This is a genomic window from Avibacterium sp. 21-599 (genome assembly GCF_026226765.1).
GTDB lineage: Bacteria > Pseudomonadota > Gammaproteobacteria > Enterobacterales > Pasteurellaceae > Avibacterium.
On the sequence record NZ_JAKKOB010000001.1, the window covers coordinates 1646771 to 1667348 of the forward strand.

Genomic DNA, 20578 nt, shown 5'->3' on the forward strand with positions numbered 1-20578 from the left:
CATTGTAGGTATAACAAAGTGCGGTGCTTTTTTAGTTTATTTTTAATTTAATCAACAAGTTACCTCTCGTATGGGTAACCACTGTATAAGGATTTAATATGCCAATTATTACTTTACCCGATGGCTCACAACGCCAATTTGATAAACCCGTTACAGTGCTTGACGTTGCACAAGATATTGGTGCAGGTTTAGCCAAAGCAACTATCGCAGGGCGTGTGAACGGTGAACGCCGTGATGCGTGTGATCTGATTGATCAAGATGCCAAGCTAGAAATTATTACCGCCAAAGATGAAGACGGACTAGAAATTATTCGCCACTCTTGCGCGCATTTATTAGGACACGCGATTAAACAGCTTTTCCCTGATGTAAAAATGGCTATCGGGCCAACCATTGAAAACGGTTTTTATTATGATGTGGATTTAGACCGCTCTTTAACGCAAGAAGATCTTGACGCCATTGAAAAAAGAATGCTTGAACTAGCAAAAACCAATTATGATGTGGTGAAAAAACGCGTAACTTGGCAAGAAGCAAGAGATACTTTTGAACAACGTGGTGAGCCATATAAAATGGCGATTTTAGATGAAAATATCGAAAAAACAGCCACCCCAGCGCTGTATCACCACGAAGAATATATTGATATGTGTCGTGGCCCACACGTACCAAATATGCGTTTCTGTCATCATTTCAAATTACAAAAAGTGGCTGGTGCATATTGGCGTGGTGATAGCAAAAACAAGATGTTACAGCGTATTTACGGCACAGCGTGGGCGGATAAAAAACAACTTGCCGCCTATTTGCAACGTTTAGAAGAAGCAGCAAAACGCGATCATCGTAAAATTGGTAAAGCGCTTGATCTTTATCATATGCAAGAAGAAGCACCGGGTATGGTGTTCTGGCACAATGACGGTTGGACGATTTTCCGTGAGCTTGAAACTTTCGTGCGTACTAAATTAAAAGAGTACGATTATCAAGAAGTGAAAGGGCCATTTATGATGGATCGTGTTTTATGGGAAAAAACAGGGCATTGGCAAAACTATGGTGATTTAATGTTCACCACCTCATCAGAAAACCGTGAATATGCCATTAAACCAATGAACTGCCCCGGACACGTGCAAATCTTCAATCAAGGCTTAAAATCTTACCGTGATCTGCCAATTCGTATGGCAGAATTTGGTTCTTGTCATCGTAACGAACCGTCAGGTTCATTGCATGGATTAATGCGTGTGCGTGGTTTTACCCAAGATGATGCACATATTTTCTGTACGGAAGATCAAATTGAAAGCGAAGTAACCAGTTGTATCCGTATGGTTTATGATATTTACAGTACGTTTGGTTTCAATAATATCCAAGTGAAACTTTCTACGCGTCCAGAGAAACGCATTGGTTCTGATGAAATGTGGGATCAAGCAGAGCAAGGTCTAGCAAATGCCTTAAAACACAATGGCTTAGAATACGAAATTCAAGAAGGTGAGGGCGCATTTTACGGGCCTAAAATTGAATTTGCTCTGCGTGATAGCCTTGATCGTGAATGGCAATGTGGCACAATCCAGCTTGATTTTGCTTTACCGGGTCGTTTAAATGCGTCTTATGTTGCGGAAGACAATGATCGCCGAACTCCAGTGATGATTCACCGTGCGATTCTAGGTTCGTTAGAGCGTTTTATCGGCATTATCACCGAAGATTACGCGGGTTTCTTCCCACCTTGGCTTGCTCCAACTCAGGCTGTGGTGATGAATATTACCGATAGCCAAGCGGATTATGTAAAAGAGGTGGTGAAAGCCCTTTCTGATGCGGGCTTGCGTGCTAAAGCAGATTTACGCAACGAGAAAATTGGCTTTAAAATCCGTGAACATACCTTAAAACGCGTACCTTATATGTTAGTTTGTGGCGATAAAGAAATTGCCGAAGGCAAAATCGCCGTGCGTACTCGTAAAGGGGCTGATTTAGGTACATTCACCATCGCAGAATTTACTGAAATGCTGAAACATCAAGTGAAAAACCGAGAATTGAAATTGCTTGGTGAGCTTAGACAAGATTAATTCACAATAAAGAAAGCGAGCTAAATGCTCGCTTTTATTTGCAATAAAAAACAACCGCACTTTTAAGCGTTTTTAATAAGTACGGTGATTTTTTCCATATTTTATCTTGGATTAGGTATGAGTATATTCAACTGACCAAGGTACGTTATAAACTTTTTTCTTACTCATTACTTTAACATGCGGATCAATCGCTTTTAAAAGTTGACAGAGTTTATCTTTTAAATCAGATAAGTTGTAATAAGGAGTTTCTGGCTGTTCTATATGGAGAATTATATTTATTTTTCTACATCGAAGAACCTTTTTAGCAAATTCTTTTTCTTTACGATCATTTGCTAGCAATTTTGCAGAAATGAGACCTGCGAGAGTATCCCTTATTTTTATCGCTATTTCATCATATAGAGGTATTTTTTCTGGATTTCTATCGGCTATCCTGAAATCTTTTATTTCACAAAGCCAAGCTGTATCTCTATCACAAGCAATAAAATCAACGGCTTTATTATTTTTATAACATCTATCTTTGAATTGATTTCGATAATGTATCCAGTTATCATATTTAACTGCAGTAACTTGGTTTTGAAATATAAATTTAAGTGAGCCTTCTTCTATTGAAAAAGACATATTAGTCTCCTAAATAACGGTCAGATTGCTTTAAGCTTTCATCTAAAGAAACAATGTTCTTCAAATCATGCATATGATTTGCTTGTTCGAGTGCGACATCAGCAGTGTTTTCTTTAAAATCATCAGCAGTGTTTTCTTTAAAATATAGAGAGAAATAACGAGTTTTTAATTTTTCCTTAATATTTAATAACTCTAATTCTCTTAATAAAAATAAGGAATGTGTAGAAATAAAAACTTGGATTTTCTGTTTAACGAGAGAATAGATGATTTTTGCTGCAACTTTTATTAATTTAGGATTTAAATTGGCTTCAGGTTCATCCCAGAATAAATATCCTTTATTCAGTAAGGCTCCTGTAGCAACTAGTCTAGCAATCATTACAAATTTCCTAAGACCTTCAGCTACTAAAGGAGCTTCAATTTTTCCGGTCTGAGTCGTTTGCTTTAGATAAAATCTTCCATTTTCTTCAATAACAGTTCCTTCTAATGCGCTTTCTATTGGCTCTAATAATTCTTTTATTTTCTTAGTTCTTGGTCCTTTCGCTAATGGATGGTTTAATAATAGACAAGTATCAAGCCAGATTTCTTCAAAGGGAATATCTTGATTTTGATATAAGGAAATAAACCAAGGGCATAAGGTAATTAATTCTCTTGTTGGAATAAATACGGGCATTGATATTTTAGTATATTCCAAATTATCAATATTTACCTGAGTAGATGAATTACTAGAAAATGAGAATTTATTTTTCTCCCCTCCATTTAATGCCCAAGTAACCTCAGTACGGCTTCTTCCTTGCTGACGTTTAACCAAACGACCTAAGGAATCAGGTCTAAATACAGATAATAATTTATCGGCGATAACTTTTTGAGATTCACTTTTTATAGGCTTATTTTTCTCATTAGCTCCTGTTTCTAATAGCGTGTATAATATCTTCAATAAATGACTCTTCCCACAACCATTTTCAGCAATGATAATATTTAAATGTTTTGAGAAGTTAAATGTTTCATTTGGTAAACAACTAAAATTATCCAATTGTAAATATTTAACATATTGATATTGAGTAGTTGGCATATTTATACCTAGAATTAATAAATGAGCTGACTATTTTACAGGGAATTAATGTAAATTCAAGTCATCATTTCTATCGTTCTTTTTGTTTGTCTTGATATTTTTGCCGATAACTCTCTCCCCATATAGCCATTGCATCAAGCACGCTTTTTAGGCTTATTCCGTCTTCTGTAAGAGTATATTCCACCCGTGGTGGCACTTCCGCATAGACTTTTCGCGTTAATAACCCTTGGCTTTCCATTGCCCTTAAATTAGCCGTTAGCACTTTTTGTGAGATGCCGTTTAAGGTTTTTTTCAATTCACCAAAACGCTTTGTGCCAGATAATAATTCGCGAATAATCAATACACGCCAACGTTCACTCATCATCATTAATGTGATTTCCACTTCACAATCGGGTAATTTTTTATCTGTTTCTTTCAACATTTTTCCTTATTTTTCAATATGAGTTTCCTTTAAGTAACTACCGCACTTTTGGGTGCTTACTTTCTTTTTGTTTGCTAAAGAGATATTATCACGCTCAACAAAAACGTAACAGAACTATTTTTAGTTATCATTAAACAAGGAGAAAGAAAAATGAAACTAGCAGTAATTGGCGCAAATGGTAAAGCAGGGCGTTTGATTGTCGCAGAAGCGGTAGCACGCGGTTTTGATGTAACTGCGGTGGTTCGCAATGAAAATCACAGCAGCGCACAAAATATACTGAAAAAAGATTTGTTTGATTTAACCAACGCAGATCTTGCAGGATTTGATGTGGTTATTGATGCCTTTGCCGCGTGGACACCTGAAACATTGCCACAGCATAGCAGCTCTTTAGCCCATTTATGTAATATTTTGGCAGGAACAAATGTTCGCTTACTCGTTGTGGGTGGTGCAGGTAGCCTTTATATTGATGATAGCTTAACGGTGCAACTTGTGGATACGCCAGATTTCCCCGTTGAATATAAATCGTTAGCCCAAGCAATGGCAAAAGCGTTAATGGAATTGCGTAAACGTGATGATGTGAAATGGACATACATTAGCCCAGCGGCGGTTTTCGATCCTGAAGGCAAGAAAACGGGGCATTATCGTTTAGCGGGTGAAATTTTTACGCTAAATGAACAAGGTGAAAGCTATGTGAGCTATGCTGATTATGCCATTGCGATGATTGATGAAGCAGTAAAAGGAGAGCATATCCGTCAGCGTATTTCTATTTTTTCATAACTCATAAGTCAATCATCTTGTCATTTGAGTTTAGAATAAGATAACAGCGCCGTTATAAAAAGCAGTGCAGGAGATAGCCTTTTAACATCAGACGATGGATATAATGAAAGTGCGGTCAAAAAAATGAAAATTTTTGACCGCACTTGATTTTTTGATGAAGTCTCATCATTCCTCTTTATAAGCAGAGGAATAGCAAGAGGTTAGCGACTTATTTTTGTTTTGCAAACACCATTTTCACCATTTGCCAGAAGAAAGCTAATGCCCCTAAGCCGAAGATAACATCGCCTACCATACGCACCCAGCGTAAGGTAACAAAAAGTTCTTGTTGCATAAAGGCTTCGCCACGCGCATACCATAACCCGTGTACCATATTAGCGTGAGCTTGAATAACACCAATTGGTAGTAGACTTGAGATAATCATTACAACTAAACCCAGATTTAAACTCCAGAAACCAAATTTCATCAATTTATCATCAAATTGGTGGGTTGGGCGTAAGTAACGTACGATTAAGAATACAAATCCTAAGGCAAGGAAACCATAAACGCCAAATAAGGCGGCGTGTGCGTGTACTGCTGTGGTGTTTAACCCTTGAACATAGTAAAGCGAGATAGGTGGATTGATTAAGAAGCCAAACACACCCGCTCCTAACATATTCCAGAATGCAACAGCCACGAAGCAATAGATTGGCCATTTTAAACGTTCCATCCAAGGAGCTTTTTGTTGCATAGACCAATGTTCCCAAGCCTCATAACCGAGCAAAACTAAGGGAACAACTTCTAATGCAGAGAATGAAGCGCCTACCGCAATAATAGGGGTGGTCGCACCAGCAAAGTAAAGATGATGGAAAGTGCCGGGGATACCACCAATAAGGAAAATCGAGGCAGATGCAATTGTGGAAACAGTTGCTGTGCGGCGTGAAACAAGCCCTAAACTGACAAAAATAAAGGATAGTGCAGCAACCGAGAATACTTCAAAGAAGCCTTCCACCCAAAGATGCACAACCCACCAACGCCAATATTCCATTACAGATAAGTGAGTATGTTCTCCGTAAAAGAGGGCTGGCCCATAGAATAGCCCGATTGCAATGACAGAAGCAAAGAACAACGCGAGTAAATTTTTATCTCCCGGCTGTTTAAACGCATTGATTGTGCCACGTAGCATTAGCACTAGCCAGAACAAAATACCGGCATATTTTACCGCTTGCCAGAAACGTCCTAGGTCAATAAATTCATACCCTTGATGACCGAACATAAAGCTTAATTCTTTTGGAATTTGATGTGCAATGGCTAAATAACTTCCGGTAAAGGAACCGACAACCAACACCACTAATGCCCAAAAGAGGATATCTACGCCTAATTTTTGATATTTTGGATCTTTACCGCCATTGATAATTGGGGCTAGGAATAATCCGCCCGCTAAAAATGCCATAGCAATCCAGAACAACGCACTTTGTACGTGCCAAGTACGAATGAGGGAATAGGGAAGGTAATCTGATAATGGAATACCATAAAAATCCTGACCTTCAACCGTATAGTGTGCGACGATAGTCCCAAACGTAACCTGTGCAATAAATAACGCCACAACCGTAAATAAATATTTACCAAGCGCTTTTTGTGAAGGGGTGAGTTGAATTTTAGTTATCGGATCAACGGCATCAGGAATTGGATCTTTCTCATCTTCTTTTTTCTTAAATGCCCACACCCAAACCATCATACCAATGCCTAAAATCAGGAAGACAACACTGGCAATAGACCACATAATATTTTCTGCGGTTGGCACATTATTAATGAGTGGTTCGTGTGGCCAGTTATTGGTATAAGTTGCCTCTGTATTTGGACGATTCGCCGAGGCAGTCCAAGCTGTCCAGAAGAAAAATTTCGTTAAATCTTGACGATCTGCTAATGCGGGCAAGGTGTTATCTTTCATCGCAAAATGATCGCGAGTGAGTTTGAACTGCGGATCATCACCATATAGCGAAATATAATATTGTGCTGTTTTTTCAATGGCTTGCTGACGTGTATCAGATAATTGTACAACACCATTTTCGACTTTGCTGCCTCGATATTCACGAGTAAGACGCGCTTGTAAAATGGCTTTTTGATCGTCATTTAATTGATCAAAATTTTTACCAAATTCTTTTTGTGCTGTAATATCTAACCAGTTGGTCAATTCACGGTGTAACCAGTCAGCTGTCCAATCAGGTGCTTGATATGCACCGTGTCCCCAGATTGAGCCAAGTTGCATTCCGCCAGTCGTTTGCCAAGCAGTTTGACCTTGCAAAATATCATTTTTGGTAATCAGGGTCTCACCATTTTCATTGATGTATTTTTCAGGAATAGGCGGTGCTTCCCGATAAATATCTACCCCAAAATAACCCAGAATAGAAAATGCCCCGATAAGCACAACGATCAACGTGTACCAGAGCTTTTTATATTGCCCCATAATCAATTCTCCATACATAAAAATAGAATAAACCATAGCAATCGCATTGCTATTGTGTGCTAAGGATAAATGGTTATTTCTTTACAAAAAATAATACTTAACCTTAAATATCGTATTAATACCCGACTAATTTTATCAACTATTTTATGTGTGCGTGATCTAAATGCGATTTTCTTGTCTTAGATCAAAATTTATTAGCCACTTTTTGACAGCAGGCTTCCATTATGGCAAGTTTGACATTTATTGAGATAAGAAAGATTTTGCATCGCATTTTTTCAGAATAGTGCTAAAATTTTCTGCGTTACAGCAATCTTTAGGCTAGTACACCATTATTTTGATATTGATTTATAGAAGGAAAAGTTTATGAGTACATTAACGATTACATTTACAACAACCCGCATTTTCGCTCACGATTTAGTTTCTGAACTATTAAATATCGGTGCGGTATCGGCAGAAGAAACGAAACAAAAAGGCGAAGATGTAGCAGAAGTTGTTGCCGTTTTCGGTGAGAATGTTGAGGCACAAGATGTTATCGCGGCTTTAGCAGAATCAGGCATCACCAACATTCCTTATGTGGTGAGCTAATTCGCTTTCTGTAAACTAAGGTATTCTCTCTTAGCAAATTTTTTCAATTTTATTTAAACACTAAATGAGATTTTTAGCCTAAGAAAATCTCATTTTTTGTAACTATAGTTAAAACCACTCATTAGTGTAATCATAAAATTACCTATTTTATGCCGCACTTTTCGTAGATGTTTTTTAATATTCGCCCACACTTTTTCAATTGGATTAAGCTAGGGAGAATAAAGCGCAAGCGCTGGTATTTTGTCCCTCTTTTTCTGCAGTCTCTGCTAAAACAGACATCCGATGAAAGCGAGCATTATCCACCACGATAACAGATTGTTCAGTTAATTCAGGCAGCAATACTCGCCAAATAAACGGCTATCCATCGTGCCTGAATAAATTATTAAATCAAATTTCTGCCCGCTATTTTGAGTTTTTTTATGCTTTTCTGAAAAGTGTCTCTCATCTTGGGGCAGACTTTGAGGGGCTTCAGCATCTTTTTATAAGTGATACCTAAGTGCCATAAAGTAAAGAAGATACCACTTGTAGAACAGCCTAGACATTTTGCACGCTCATATTGATAAGCATCTGGATAAAGACGCACATCTTCTAATAACTCGGTATCATCAATTTTTTGTTGTTTGCTGTGGTGCAAGAATCAGACCGAGTTTATTGATATTCGCAGCTTGTTACCTGCCTTATTGACGATAATATCCCCCCATTGCACTATAAACCGCATTTTCACTTTGAATAAGATTATATTTAGCGTTCAAAATAGAAAGCTCAGAATTACGCTCGGTGCTCGCGGCGTTTAGCCATTCTCTTAATTCAGAAATGCCTGCATCATAGCGATTTTTATAATATTGCGTGATACGTTTATTGTAATCATAAGTTTGTTTTAAGTTCGCAAAGTTTTGACGTGCTTGGCTGTAAGCAAAATAATTAGTATCAATATCGTTTAATGCTTTTGTAATACTTTGCTCAAAATTCACTAATGCTAAATCATAGGCTGATTCTGAAATTTTTACGTTCCATTTCACAACATTCCAGTTCAAGAATGGCAAGCTAATTCCGACCGTCCCACCTGCAATTGGTGTATTGAATGCATTATCAATTTTGTTTCCACTAGAACCTAAGCTACCGCCTAAAGTAATGCTTGGGAACCAGCTTTTTTGCATTGCTTTAGCGTCTTTGAACGCACTGTTCAAGCGGTATTGATAACCTTTTACATCTGGACGATTTGCAATCGCTGATAGGGGGACATTCAGGTTTACGCCCACATTCTTCACGTTAAGAATATGTGGATAGTTCACTTTTAATGGATCGCTTGGTTTTAAATTCAATAAGTTACGCAATGTCGCTTCCGCTGTTTTCTTTTGCGTTTGATAATTGATTAAGCTATTACGCGCTGTTAAAACCGCTTGTTGTGCTTGATCCGAACTTGCACGATCGGCAACCCCTTGGCGGAATTTATTTTGCATAATACGATTAATTTCGGAATAGTAATTAATGGTTTTATTCACGGTGCTGATGGCATCATTTAAGTAACCAAGCTGATAATAGGTTAAGATGACGGAATTGATTAATGAAATACGTGCCGCCTCAAGATCTTGCTCTGTCGCAGCGTGTCGCCATTCTGCTGCAGAAGCCGAATCAGCTAAACGACGCCATAAATCTAGCGTATAGCTGACGTTTAATGAGCCACCGTGAGAGATTGTTGAAACAGAACCGGTTTGTGGATTTGGGGCGCCCGTATTAATATTACGACTAGCAGAAGAAGAAACAGAACCGCTGAAATTCGGTACTAAATTCGCCCCAATTAAATTTGCATTATAAAGTGCGGTATTTACCGCAATGGCGGCTTTGGCTAAATCTTTATTATTGACCAGTGCTTGTTCAACTAGTTGATTGAGTTGCGGATCTTTGTACAGTGTCCACCAATTCTCTTGGATATGGTATTGTTTGGTTAATTCTTCATATTGTTGGAAATCTTGTTGTGAAGCGTTGTAAGAATCATCAAGATTCGCACAGCCAGCTAACAACACAGACAAGCCAATAGCAAGTGAGAGTTTGGATTGTTTTAACATCATTTTTTCCTTATTAAATAAATTCGTAATAAAATGTTAAGCAAATAAAGTGCGGTGTTATTTTACCGAGTTTTTATTTGCTTGATTGTTGAAATTTTATCAAAAAACTATTCCTGAGCTAAAGCGGTAATTGGATTTAATTGCGAAGCATTTTTCGCCGGCATATAACCAAAAATTACACCAATTAAGCTTGAACAGAGTAGGGCAGCAATAATTGAGAAGGTGGAAAAAATCATCGTAAAGTCTTTCACCAACCAATTAAATACGGTGCCTAATACCATTGATAGTATGACACCCGTAATGCCACCAATTAAACAAATCAATACCGCTTCAATTAAAAATTGTTGCAAGATGTTAAATTGTCTTGCGCCAATTGCCATTCGCACACCAATTTCTTTGGTGCGTTCGGTAACTGAAACCAGCATAATATTCATCACCCCAATGCCACCCACTACAAGGGAAATAATGGCAATGGAAGAAATCAACAATGTCATTGTATTTGTTGTTTTTTCAATAGTTTGTTTAATCGTATCGGTATTGAATACAAAAAAATCTTTTTTACCGTGACGCACAGTTAATAAGCGAGTGAGATCTTTTTCCGCCACTTTTGAACTAATTTCATCACGAATTTTCACTGTGATTGAGCTAATTTTTTTATTGCCTGAAATTTTGTTCATCGCCGTTGTGTAAGGGATATAAATATTCAAGCTAGAATTGTTTGTTCCTATATTATTGTTAGTTGCTATCCCAATGATACGCAATGGTTTTTTATTAATCATCAAAATTTTACCTAGTGGATTTTGATCGTTGAACACTTCGCGTAACGTGTTCTCATCAATGACAGCCACTTGCTCGCTGTGTTTTACCGCATCCGCTGTAAAGAATACCCCTTCTGCTTTGCTTAACCCTCGCACATTAAAATATTGTTCTCCTACACCGCGTACTTGAGCGGTAAAACTTTGATTGCCATAAGTTAAGGTGCCATTCACGGAACTGTTTGGTGTTACACTGGCAATATAACTTTGCTTGGCGAGCATATTCGCGTCTGCCACAGTGAGATTTTGATTTTTCACCGCGCGCCGATCGCCAAAGCCCGTTCCGTTATAAATATCCATGGTATTCGTCCCTATTGCATTGATATTGCTTAGGATTTTTTGTTGTGAACCGTTCCCTAAGGCGACCACACAAACCACCGAAGTAATGCCAATAATAATCCCTAACATAGTGAGTAAGGAACGTAGTTTATGTGCTACAATGGCTTTAATAGACATTTTGAAAGATTCAATAAACTGATCTTTATAAAATTGTAATCGGCTTTTATTGCTTTGCGGTGCGATGTCTTGCTTTTGGCTAATTTGCTCCGATTTGCGTTGATCTTCAATAATTTTGCCGTCTTTGATCTCAATAATGCGATTTGCAAAATTTGCCACGTTTTTATCGTGTGTTACCAAAATAATGGTGTGACCTTCGCTGTGTAGCTGGGTGAGAATATCCATCACCGTTTCGCCACTTTTGCTGTCTAATGCACCAGTGGGTTCATCAGCCAGAATAATTTCTCCCCCGTTCATCAAGGCACGTGCAATACTCACACGTTGTTGTTGACCACCCGAAAGCTGATTTGGCTTGTTTTCTAAGCGATCACCCAATCCTAATTTTTCTAATAAGAGCTTGGCTCGTTGTAGGCGAGTAGGTTGATCAATACCTGCATAAATCGCAGGAAGCGCCACATTTTCCACCGCACTTAATGTTGAAAGTAGGTTATAGCGTTGAAAAATAAAGCCGAATTTTTTCTGGCGTAAATCAGAAAGTTGATCACGATTTAGCTGGCTTACTTCTAACCCCTCCACTTTATAAGAACCTGATGTTGCGGTATCCAGACAGCCAATAATGTTCATTAAGGTGGATTTGCCAGAACCTGATTGCCCAATAATGGCAATAAAATCCCCTTTTTTAATATCCAAATTAATATCTTTCAACACCTGCGTGCGGTTTTCACCTTCACCAAAAAATTTGTTAATGTGGCTTAATTCAATAATATTCATAAAAAAACCACCGCACTTTATAAAATTCGAGGGCCACGGAATGAATTACCTACTTTTTCATCGCGGGTTACTTGTGAGGAAATCACTTTTTCGCCTTCTGATAAGCCACTTAGAATTTGCGTATTCATATCATCACTTAACCCTGTAACAACTTTGCGTTTTTCTACTTTATTATTATCTATTAATAGATTAACAAAGGTTTCTTTTCCTTCTTTGTGTAACGTAATTGTCGGAATAAGCAAGGCATTTTGTTCATCGGCAATGATGATCGTATTTTGTGTGGTCATTCCAATGCGTAGCTGGTTATCAGGATTATCTACCAATACATTCGCGTAGTAATAAACAGCGCTGGTATCTGACGCACTTTCTTTATATTCATTATCCGTGAGCGTGGTGATGGCAGGATCAACAGAATGAATGGTGGATTGATACACTTTATCTGGATCGGAAAGGGTAGTGAACTCCACTTTCATTCCTGCTTTTACTTTTGTAATATCCCCTTCAGAAATTTCGGGTTTAATTAAAATTTTAGTTAAATCAGCGACTTGTACAATAGTTGGGGTGGTTTGATTCGCATTGACTGTTTGACCTTCAGAGACCGGAATGGAAATGACTGTGCCATCAAGAGGTGAAAGAATTTTTGTGTATGCCAAGTTTGTTTTAGCCGTATCCACCTGAATTTCAGCACGTTGAATGGAGGCTTCCACTTCAGAAATTGCCGCCTTAGTGGCAGATAAATTATTCTTTGCCGCATTCAGTTCATCTAAGGAGGTTGATTTACTTGCATATAATTTCGCAAGACGATCATAGGCCGATTTGGCCACATTGTAAGCCACTTGCTTGGCGTTAAGTTGAGCTTGATAAGCCTTTAATTCCGCTTGTGCTGAATTTAACGCATTCACTTGATTTTTTGAGTCAATTTCTGCGATTAAATCGCCTTGCTTGATGTGCTGTCCTAGTACAACGTGAATTTTTTCAATTTTACCTGAGGCTTGCGCACCGACTTCTACACGATTATAGGCTCGTACCGTGCCAGCAGTAATGACAGATTTTTTTATCTCACCACGATGAACCTGTTCGGTTAAATAGGTGGTTTCTTGTTGATTAGAATGAGTGAAATAACTATAAGCACCAAATACCATTAGCCCAATGGCAAGCAGGGAAAAAATCGTTTTTTTACGCATAAAAACTCCGAGAAAAATAACAACGGTTTTATTTGATGATTATAGTAGAAAATCTTTCTTAAGAAGATCTTAAGAACAATTAATTTACACTGAATGAACGTTCGTTCATTTTTAGGGCGTGAATTGTATCATTTATGCAAGGAAAATCAACCGCACTTTTGAATTCTGCCTGTAAACATAGTAGAATGGACGGCAATTTTTTTACAAAAATCGAGAATATTTTGAGGTCAAAATGAGCCATATTACAGAGAATGAACATCAACCTACCAATTTTATTCGTCATATTATTGATGAAGATTTGGAAGCAGGAAAAGTAAACCACGTTTATACCCGTTTCCCACCGGAACCAAATGGCTATTTACATATTGGTCACGCAAAATCTATCTGTTTAAATTTTGGTATTGCAGAAGATTACAAAGGTTTGTGTAACCTGCGTTTTGACGATACCAACCCGGTTAAAGAAGATGTGGAATATGTGGATTCGATTAAACAGGATGTAGAATGGCTTGGCTTTCACTGGGAAGGTAAAGCACGTTATGCCTCCGATTATTTTGATGCGCTTTATGGTTATGCCATTGAACTGATCGAAAAGGGACTTGCTTACGTTGATGAACTTTCACCAGAGCAAATGCGTGAATATCGTGGCACACTGACCGAACCGGGTAAAAACAGTCCTTATCGTGATCGTAGCGTGGAAGAAAATTTAGCGTTATTTGAGAAAATGAAAAATGGCGAATTTGCTGAAGGAAAAGCAAGTTTGCGAGCTAAAATTGATATGGCATCGCCATTTATGGTAATGCGTGATCCCGTGTTATATCGCATTAAATTTGCTGAACATCACAACACTGGAAATAAATGGTGCATTTACCCAATGTATGACTTCACTCATTGTATTTCAGATGCGATTGAAGGCATTACGCATTCATTATGTACATTGGAATTCCAAGATAATCGCCGTTTATACGATTGGGTGCTTGAGCATATTTCTATTAAACGCCCATTGCCACATCAATATGAATTTTCTCGTTTAAATTTAGAATACACGCTGACATCTAAACGTAAATTATTAAAATTAGTAGAAGATGAAGTGGTTGATGGTTGGAACGATCCGCGTATGCCAACTATTTCAGGTTTACGTCGCCGTGGCTACACTCCTGCTTCAATCCGTGAATTTTGCCGTCGTATTGGGGTAACTAAGCAAGATAACGTGGTAGAATTTAGTGCGTTAGAATCTTGTATTCGTGATGATCTCAACCAAAATGCGCCGCGTGCAATGGCAGTGATTAATCCATTAAAACTTGTCATTGAGAACTTTGACGGGCAAGAAATGCTTTCCGCACCAAATCACCCAAATCGTGAAGAATTAGGCCATCGCCAACTGCCATTTACCAAAGAAATTTATATTGATCAAGCGGATTTCCGTGAAGAAGCAAATAAACAATATAAACGTTTAGTATTAGGCAAAGAAGTGCGTTTGCGTAATGCTTATGTGATTAAGGCTGAGCGTGTAGAAAAAGATGCGGAAGGTAATATCACTACCGTGTATTGTACTTATGATCCTGAAACTTTAGGCAAAAATCCAGCCGATGGACGTAAAGTAAAAGGCGTAATTCACTGGGTTTCTGCCACCGACAATGTACCAGCTGAATTTCGTTTATACGACAAATTATTCACCGTGCCAAACCCAAGCGCAGCGGAAGAACTTTATGAAGTGCTAAATCCAAATTCTTTAGTCGTAAAACACGGTTTTGTGGAAAAAAGTTTAGCTAACGCAAAAGAAGAAAAAGCGTATCAATTTGAACGTGAAGGCTATTTCTGTGCTGATAGCAAAGACAGCCACCCTGAACACCTGATTTTCAACTTAACCGTAAGTTTGAAAGAAGGGTTCTAGTTTTTCCTTGAAAAAAATAAGTGCGGTAGAAATTTGAGCAGAATTTCTACCGTTTTTTTATGGTAGATTATTTAATAATCTCATAACAAGGCTCATAAGCCTCGCCGTCTGGGAGTTTCATTCGATGCTGGGTAATGAAATCTTGTAGTACATTGTCCACTTTCTCCATTAAATCTTTATCGCCTTTGAGCTGAAATTTACCTAATTCCGCAATGCGATCTTGCGTATCAGGCTTAATGTTACCCGCTACAATTCCTGAGAATACACGGCGAAGATTAGCGGTAAGGCTAACTTTGCTTTGGTTCATATGCAAATCTAAATTTGCCATATTTTCGTGAGTAGGGATAAATGGTTGTTGAAATTCAGGATCAATTTTTAATGACCAATTGAACCCATAAGAATCGTTATTTTCATAGCGTAAATGACGAATATCTTCAACAGCCGATTTTATATGACGCGCTACAGCCACCGGATCATCAATGATGATTTTATACAAAGATTGTGCTTCTTTTCCTAAGGTTTCGCCAATAAAACGATCAATCGTAGCAAAATAATCCGCGCTTTCTTTTGGCCCCGTTAAGATTAATGGAATAGATTGCGCTTGATTTTCTGGATTGAGTTTGATGCCAAGAATGTAAAGTAATTCTTCAAATGTTCCCGGCCCACCGGGAAAAATAATAATACCGTGTCCCATACGCACAAAAGCTTCAAGGCGTTTTTCGATGTCCGGCATAATAATTAATTCATTAACGATAGGATTAGGTGGCTCAGACGCGATGATTGAAGGCTCTGTAATGCCGATAAAACGACTATGTTTATAGCGTTGATTTGCGTGGCCAATCGCAGCCCCTTTCATTGGGGCTTCCATTACACCCGGTCCGCAGCCTGTGATGATATTTAATTCGCGATGCCCCAATTCTAGCCCTACTGCACGACAATATTGGTATTCAATTTGATTGATGGAATGGCCACCCCAGCACACGACCAAATTAGGTAATTCACCCACGATCAAGGCTTTGGCATTACGCAGAATAGAAAAGACTTGATTGGTGATGTGTACGCTATCTTGGATATCACAAGGATTAATCCGTTGGCTTAGCACATTTACGAAGACAATATCACGCAATACAGCAAAAAGATGATATTGAATATTGCGGATAATATGTTGATCTACAAAGGCACTTTCTGGCGGATTATGTAGCTTCAGGGTGATACCACGCTCTGTCGCCACCAATTCAATATCAAAATCAGGATATTGATTTAATAATTTACGGCTGTCATCGGTTACCGCACCAGAATTTAGCACGGCAAGAGAGCAGTTGCGATACAGTTGATACAGTTCGCTTTTCGCTTGCTTGGTGAGTAATTCCACTTCAAGATGTGAGAGCTGTTCCATACTCCCTCGTGGATTAACATAATGAATATTTGCCACTGCAACCTCCTATTGTCTGGCTAAGCGTGTATTGTGCGGCACGCTTTGAAAATTCGAGCGGAACGGATTAATATCCAGCCCACCACGGCGTGTATAACGGGCATAAACTGTGAGTTTTTCTGGCTGAGCAAAGCGCATTAAATCACAATAAATTCGTTCAACGCATTGCTCGTGAAATTCATTATGCTGACGGAATGAAATCAAATAACGTAACAATTTTTCCCGATCAATCTGCTTGCCTACATAATGAATTTGCAAGGATCCCCAGTCAGGTTGTTGGGTGATTAAACAATTTGATTTGAGCAAATGGCTCACTAACTGTTCTTCCACCTGTTTCGCCTCTTGTGTGCAATTTGCTAAATAATTAGGGTTGAATTGGTAATCACGAATTTCAATATCCTGATCATCAATACAGTCGCCTTGTAATTCGTCAATAAAAGTGCGGTGGTAATTTTGTAAAGAATTTAACTGCACCTTGACTTGCCCATTCGCACAATTTGCTAGATCTTGCTGTAAGTGTTGTTGCACTTGCTCAGCCGTCTCGAAATGACTTTGATTAAAACTGTTGAGATAAAGTTTAAAACTTTTTGATTCGATTAAATTTTCACTGCGGAAATCAATTTCCACATCAGCAATGGCAACTTGTGGCACACCTTTGGCATTAAGCCAAGAGATTTCATAAGCCGTCCAAATATCAGCCCCAAAAGTAAAAGGTTGATTTTCCACAATCCCAAGCTGCTCACGGTTTAATTGGCGAGGTACGGCTTGCAGTAAAGTGCGGTCATAATTTTGTGCATATTTTGTTTCTTGCCCAAGTTTTAAGGCGTGTAAACTTTCGTGATTGTAATTCATTGTTTTTCCTTGTTTGATTATTTCATATCTTCTAAAGCAAAAACTTCTTTACTTAATATTTCTGTAATTTGCTTTTGCGTTAATCCAGCGTCAATGAGATTTTTTTCTAGCATTGCTAATCTTTGATTAAATCGTTGTTTTGCTTGATGAATTTGATAAGCAATGAAGTCAGCATTGAGATCACTTTCAATACGATAAAATTTAATATTTGAAATGCAAGGATAAAACCAATCAAATTTAGCGGTAAGTTCTTGAATTGCGATAGTTCCGTGAGCCTCACTAATTCCTTCTCTGCCTAAATATACGCTCCCTTGTAAATTATCAAAGCCGTGTTGGTCTAATACATTCCTAATATCATAATACGCATTATTATAGTTATTTCCGTGATAATTCTCTTTAAGGCAATTCGTGTCCATATCAAAAGTGATTAAATAACGACTCATTGTACAATTCCTGTGGTTATATCATTTTCTAAGTAATATATTCTTTTAGTGTGCCTATTGCCAGTGCCAAGAAAGGTTGGATACCAATCGGCACTGATCACATTTAAAATCAAACAAACCAAAGAGCGGTGTTTTTAATGCCCAATTTTGATTACAGCTTGGACAGCGGCGTCGTTGTTCGGCTTGTAAACTTTCGCCACCAATGCGGTATAAATAATAATAGGTAGGAATCCCCGTGTGTTGCTCTATTTCTTGGCATAAGGCATAGCCGTGTTTAGATAAATGACTATGTAGATCGGAAATTTCCGCAAGGGCGTGCTGTTCTAATGCTGTGCCGTTCATTTGTAATTGATCACAAGCCTGCCAATTTTCTTGCCATTTAATGAGATCTAAACTCAAGTGCGGGGCATTTTTAAAATATTTATATAGTGGGATAGGCAAGTTATCCTCCCCACTGTGTAATGGCGAGCAAGATTGTAAATAAGTAGTATAAAGCACTTGCCAGCTAGGGCGTTTACCTTGATAGGTGAGATCCGAATTTAAATCATCAGCAATAACTTGGAAACTATCGAAATTTATTCCTGCACGTTGTGCTTTCTCTAACGCTGTTTGTACCGCCACATTATTAAATTCGGGTAACAAACTTTGCTGTTCAGGACAAACGACACGCACTGCAATCCCTTGCTGGTTTTCTAGTTCAGCGTGGAAAAGGGGGATTTCTCGCCCAAGAATTTGCCCATTATAGCGCCATTGTTCAATCACTTGATTAATCAATGGGTAAGCCACATTATTAGGTTGGGTAAGGGTAAAAAAAGCCTCAATTAAATACATTTTCTGCCTTAATTTATCAAGAAAGCGATTGCGTTTTTTCGCATTTGGCTTTGTGGTATCATAACGCCTTCAGTTTTGCACTAAGGCGAATGCCACATTTTAGGCAGAATGAGATGAGAAAGCAAATTAAGGAAACCACAATGCGTGAACAAACAAAATACCAGTTACAACAATTACAAAAAGCGATGGAAGAATTAGCGATTTGGCAAGCCGTTCCCCCTGAAGCTGCCGCCTTTGACAGCGTTGAGCCATTTTGTATTGATACAATGAATGCACACGAATGGCTACAATGGGTGTTTATTCCAAGAATGTATGCCGTTATCGAAAGCAGTGAACCATTACCGCATAAAATGGCTATCGTACCTTACATTGAAGAAGCCTTGAAAGAGCAAGATATTATTGCCGTGCAACGCTTAATTGAGCCGTTGAAAGCCATCGAAGAAATTTGTAACGCACAAAATGACCGCACTTGATATTCTTTACCAAGATGAATATTTGATCGCGGTGAACAAGCCAGCTGGAATGTTGGTGCATCGTAGTTGGCTTGATCGTCACGAAACCCAATTTGTAATGCAAACCTTGCGCGATCAAATTGGGCAGCACGTTTTTCCTATTCATCGTTTAGATCGCCCAACCTCTGGGGTGTTGCTTTTTGCCTTAAATGCTGAAATAGCCAAATTGCTGTGCGAACAATTTGAGCAGAAGCAGGTTGAAAAAAGCTATTTAGCGGTGGTACGCGGTTATCTCAAAGAGCCGGGAAGGATTGATTATCCGCTGAAAGTGCAATTGGATAAAATTGCCGATAAATTTGCTCAGCAAGATAAAGCACCACAAGAGGCTATCACCGATTATGAAGGATTGAAGGTAGTAGAGATGCCTTATGGGGTAGGGCGCTATCAAACGAGTCGTTATTCTTTAGTGAGGTTAATTCCACACACAGGAAGAAAACATCAGTTACGTCGTCACTTAAAGCATATTTTCCACCCCATTTTAGGGGATACTCAATATGGCGATTTACATCAAAATCGCGCTTTAACTGAACATACAGGCGTGCATCGGTTAATGCTACACGCAGAAACACTTACCTTTATTCACCCTATAGCAAAAAATTGGCTAAAAATCACCGCACCTTTAGATGAACAATGGCAACGCTTGTTCGATGCTTTTTCTTGGAATGGGGTAGGGTAACCCCTTAACTAGAACATTCTAAAACATTAAGTGAACGAACTTGCTAAGAAAAAGGACTAAGAATTTCAAAGTGCGGTGCTTTTTTCATTTGTTTTTTCCTTAAAGCTCTTGTATAATCGCCCGACCCTGTGAATGTGTTGGCTTTCCCACCGCACATTATTTTATCGAGATCCACTCGAAGGGGTGCAGATTGAGATTAATGGTTGTGTTCAATGTTGAACACTGGGTATTAATATTATTTTATTGGTAATTAATTAATGAAAACTTTTGTAGCAAAACCAGAAACAGTTAAACGTGACTGGTATGTAGTAGATGCGACAGGTAAAACGTTAGGTCGTTTAGCGACTGAATTAGCACGTCGTCTTCGTGGTAAACATAAAGCTGAATACACTCCACACGTTGATACAGGTGACTATATCATCGTTATCAATGCGGACAAAGTTGCCGTAACAGGTAAAAAAGAAAGCGATAAAATTTACTACTGGCACACTGGCTATGTAGGTGGTATCAAACAAGCGACATTTAAAGAAATGATTGCTCGCCGTCCTGAAGCAGTGATTGAAATTGCGGTTAAAGGTATGTTGCCAAAAGGTCCATTAGGCCGTGCAATGTATCGTAAATTAAAAGTGTACGCTGGTCCTAACCACGAACACGCAGCACAACAACCACAAGTTTTAGATATTTAATCACGAGGTGA

The 20578-nt window shown here is 38.4% G+C and carries 19 protein-coding genes; 7 read left to right on the plus strand and 12 right to left on the minus strand.

Going from position 1 to position 20578, the window contains the following annotated elements; all coding sequences use genetic code 11:
- Positions 1–98: 98 nt before the first annotated feature.
- A complete protein-coding gene (gene thrS / locus L5B83_RS07870) occupies positions 99–2039 on the plus strand; it encodes a threonine--tRNA ligase (protein ID WP_265778079.1) in 1941 nt (646 codons plus the stop codon).
- A 111-nt stretch (positions 2040–2150) separates the two neighbouring features.
- Here the strand turns inward: thrS and L5B83_RS07875 are convergent, their stop codons facing one another.
- The 3 genes from L5B83_RS07875 to L5B83_RS07885 all read right to left on the minus strand — a co-directional run bounded on the left by L5B83_RS07875 (position 2151) and on the right by L5B83_RS07885 (position 4147).
- Entirely contained in the window at positions 2151–2657 is a 507-nt protein-coding gene (locus L5B83_RS07875; RefSeq protein WP_265778080.1) for a hypothetical protein, read from the minus strand.
- Between the two features lies 1 nt (position 2658).
- Positions 2659–3726, minus strand: a complete 1068-nt coding sequence (locus L5B83_RS07880) for an AAA family ATPase (RefSeq protein WP_265778081.1) — start codon at positions 3724–3726, stop codon at positions 2659–2661.
- 70 nt (positions 3727–3796) lie between these two features.
- Entirely contained in the window at positions 3797–4147 is a 351-nt protein-coding gene (locus L5B83_RS07885; RefSeq protein WP_265778082.1) for a winged helix-turn-helix transcriptional regulator, read from the minus strand.
- A 150-nt stretch (positions 4148–4297) separates the two neighbouring features.
- Here L5B83_RS07885 and L5B83_RS07890 point away from each other — a divergent pair, with 150 nt between their 5' ends.
- Positions 4298–4924: an NAD(P)-dependent oxidoreductase gene (locus L5B83_RS07890; RefSeq protein ID WP_250350489.1), complete on the plus strand. Its 627-nt coding sequence runs from the start codon at positions 4298–4300 to the stop codon at positions 4922–4924.
- Positions 4925–5132: 208 nt separating this feature from the next.
- Here L5B83_RS07890 and L5B83_RS07895 read toward each other — a convergent pair whose 3' ends face one another.
- On the minus strand, positions 5133–7367 hold the full coding sequence (locus L5B83_RS07895; protein ID WP_265778083.1) for a nitric-oxide reductase large subunit: 2235 nt from the start codon (positions 7365–7367) through the stop codon (positions 5133–5135).
- A gap of 363 nt (positions 7368–7730) precedes the next feature.
- Between L5B83_RS07895 and L5B83_RS07900 the strand changes: the two genes are divergently transcribed.
- Positions 7731–7952 carry a hypothetical protein gene (locus tag L5B83_RS07900; RefSeq protein ID WP_250350488.1) on the plus strand — a complete coding sequence of 74 codons (222 nt, stop codon included), beginning with the start codon at positions 7731–7733 and terminating at the stop codon, positions 7950–7952.
- 382 nt (positions 7953–8334) lie between these two features.
- On the opposite strand, the gene L5B83_RS12475 is transcribed toward L5B83_RS07900, so the two are convergent.
- From L5B83_RS12475 to L5B83_RS07920, 4 genes are all read right to left on the minus strand, one after another.
- Entirely contained in the window at positions 8335–8586 is a 252-nt protein-coding gene (locus L5B83_RS12475; RefSeq protein ID WP_442780629.1) for an IS630 transposase-related protein, read from the minus strand.
- A 43-nt stretch (positions 8587–8629) separates the two neighbouring features.
- Positions 8630–10018 (minus strand): toxin/drug exporter TdeA, encoded by a 1389-nt coding sequence (gene tdeA, locus L5B83_RS07910; protein ID WP_265778405.1) that lies wholly within the window; start codon positions 10016–10018, stop codon positions 8630–8632.
- 107 nt (positions 10019–10125) lie between these two features.
- On the minus strand, positions 10126–12060 hold the full coding sequence (locus tag L5B83_RS07915; RefSeq protein ID WP_265778084.1) for a MacB family efflux pump subunit: 1935 nt from the start codon (positions 12058–12060) through the stop codon (positions 10126–10128).
- Between the two features lie 17 nt (positions 12061–12077).
- Positions 12078–13244 (minus strand): efflux RND transporter periplasmic adaptor subunit, encoded by a 1167-nt coding sequence (locus L5B83_RS07920; protein ID WP_265778085.1) that lies wholly within the window; start codon positions 13242–13244, stop codon positions 12078–12080.
- A 232-nt stretch (positions 13245–13476) separates the two neighbouring features.
- Here L5B83_RS07920 and glnS point away from each other — a divergent pair, with 232 nt between their 5' ends.
- Positions 13477–15135 carry a glutamine--tRNA ligase gene (glnS, locus tag L5B83_RS07925; protein ID WP_265778086.1) on the plus strand — a complete coding sequence of 553 codons (1659 nt, stop codon included), beginning with the start codon at positions 13477–13479 and terminating at the stop codon, positions 15133–15135.
- Positions 15136–15202: 67 nt separating this feature from the next.
- Here the strand turns inward: glnS and ppnN are convergent, their stop codons facing one another.
- Genes ppnN through L5B83_RS07945 form a run of 4 tightly spaced genes read right to left on the minus strand, consistent with a single transcriptional unit; the run spans position 15203 to position 18693 of the window.
- Entirely contained in the window at positions 15203–16567 is a 1365-nt protein-coding gene (gene ppnN, locus L5B83_RS07930) for a nucleotide 5'-monophosphate nucleosidase PpnN (RefSeq protein WP_265778087.1), read from the minus strand.
- A 9-nt stretch (positions 16568–16576) separates the two neighbouring features.
- Positions 16577–17419: an NADPH-dependent 7-cyano-7-deazaguanine reductase QueF gene (gene queF / locus L5B83_RS07935; RefSeq protein ID WP_265753887.1), complete on the minus strand. Its 843-nt coding sequence runs from the start codon at positions 17417–17419 to the stop codon at positions 16577–16579.
- 17 nt (positions 17420–17436) lie between these two features.
- Positions 17437–17862 carry a VapD gene (locus L5B83_RS07940; protein WP_250350243.1) on the minus strand — a complete coding sequence of 142 codons (426 nt, stop codon included), beginning with the start codon at positions 17860–17862 and terminating at the stop codon, positions 17437–17439.
- Between the two features lie 54 nt (positions 17863–17916).
- Positions 17917–18693, minus strand: a complete 777-nt coding sequence (locus L5B83_RS07945) for a Zn-ribbon-containing protein (protein ID WP_265753886.1) — start codon at positions 18691–18693, stop codon at positions 17917–17919.
- A gap of 140 nt (positions 18694–18833) precedes the next feature.
- Here L5B83_RS07945 and L5B83_RS07950 point away from each other — a divergent pair, with 140 nt between their 5' ends.
- The 3 genes from L5B83_RS07950 to rplM all read left to right on the plus strand — a co-directional run bounded on the left by L5B83_RS07950 (position 18834) and on the right by rplM (position 20567).
- Positions 18834–19166 carry a YqcC family protein gene (locus L5B83_RS07950; RefSeq protein WP_265753885.1) on the plus strand — a complete coding sequence of 111 codons (333 nt, stop codon included), beginning with the start codon at positions 18834–18836 and terminating at the stop codon, positions 19164–19166.
- A complete protein-coding gene (truC, locus tag L5B83_RS07955; RefSeq protein WP_265778088.1) occupies positions 19153–19881 on the plus strand; it encodes a tRNA pseudouridine(65) synthase TruC in 729 nt (242 codons plus the stop codon). Before L5B83_RS07950 ends, truC begins: the two co-directional genes overlap by 14 nt.
- Before the next feature lie 257 nt (positions 19882–20138).
- Positions 20139–20567, plus strand: coding sequence for a 50S ribosomal protein L13 (gene rplM / locus L5B83_RS07960; RefSeq protein ID WP_017806616.1), 429 nt, complete (start codon positions 20139–20141; stop codon positions 20565–20567).
- The last annotated feature ends 11 nt before the right edge of the window (positions 20568–20578 follow it).